Source organism: Burkholderia sp. GbtcB21 (genome assembly GCF_019091065.1).
Lineage (GTDB): Bacteria > Pseudomonadota > Gammaproteobacteria > Burkholderiales > Burkholderiaceae > Burkholderia > Burkholderia pyrrocinia_C.
The window spans coordinates 1-290 of the sequence record NZ_JAGXKA010000194.1 but is presented as its reverse complement, the minus strand read 5'-3'; the positions used below and the strand labels follow the sequence as shown (position 1 = coordinate 290).

The 290-nt window shown below is 72.8% G+C and carries 1 protein-coding gene; it reads right to left on the bottom strand.

The window, feature by feature from the left end:
* The coding region (locus tag KVT39_RS36805) for a response regulator (protein WP_217591463.1) at positions 1-290 on the bottom strand (290 nt) is incomplete at both ends.

The window sequence follows — 290 nt, the reverse complement described above, 5'->3', positions numbered from 1 at the left end:
TTGCAGGAGGGCCGACACGAACGCCGCGCGCCGGAACAGCGCACGGGCCCGCGCGAGCAGTTCGGGCACGCCGATCGGCTTCGCGAGGTAATCGTCCGCACCAGCGGCGAGCGCGGCGACCTTCTCCACTTCCTGCTGGCGCGCCGACAGCACGATCACGGGCACCGACGACCACTCGCGCAGCCCGCGGATGGACGCCTTGCCGTCGCCGTCCGGCAGCCCGGGATCGACGCTCACGAGGTCGGGCTTGCTGCTCGACGCATACATCCGCGGCTCGCGGGCCGAGGACG